Annotated in this window: 1 protein-coding gene; it reads left to right on the top strand. The window is 44.9% G+C overall.

Annotated features, from left to right (window positions below; genetic code table 11):
- Window positions 1-564: transposase (locus M3206_RS19275; RefSeq protein WP_251314031.1), on the top strand; the 564-nt coding region annotated here is incomplete at both ends.

Below are 564 nucleotides of genomic sequence, written 5' to 3'. Positions count from 1 at the left end.
GTGGCTACTATGTAAAGGACGAACGGGAAAAGCTGTTTGCGTACTCTTTTCACACCGCCAGTGATTCAAGAGGTTTTATTCTTGGGACCCTCGTCACCGGAGCCAATGTTCATGACAGTAGAATGCTCGAGCCACTTGTAAATCAGTTGTTAGAAAACGTAGGAAAACCTAGCGCCTTAGCTGTAGATGCAGGATATAAAACACCGCCGATTGCCAAGTTTTTGATGGACCAGGAAATTCGCCCAGTCATGCCTTACACACGACCGAAAACCAAGGATGGATACATGAAGAAATACGAGTATGTTTACGATGAACATTACGATCAATACATATGTCCGCAAGGCGAAACGTTACCCTATAGAACGACGACCCGCGAGGGCTATCGACAATACGCTTCCAATCCTTTGAAGTGCAAACAGTGTCCTTTGCTTTCTCAATGTACGCAGAGTAAACAGCACATCAAGATGATTCACCGGCACATCTGGGAAGATTACTTGGAGGAAGCCGATCACCTTCGTCATACGGAGGAAAATAAAAAAATATATGCACAGCGCAAAGAAACGA

The sequence above is a fragment of the Fictibacillus phosphorivorans genome, assembly GCF_023715845.1.
GTDB classification, from domain to species: Bacteria; Bacillota; Bacilli; order Bacillales; family Fictibacillaceae; genus Fictibacillus; species Fictibacillus phosphorivorans_D.
Note: the sequence above shows the minus strand (reverse complement) of the source record. Positions and strands in the feature narration are given on the sequence as shown.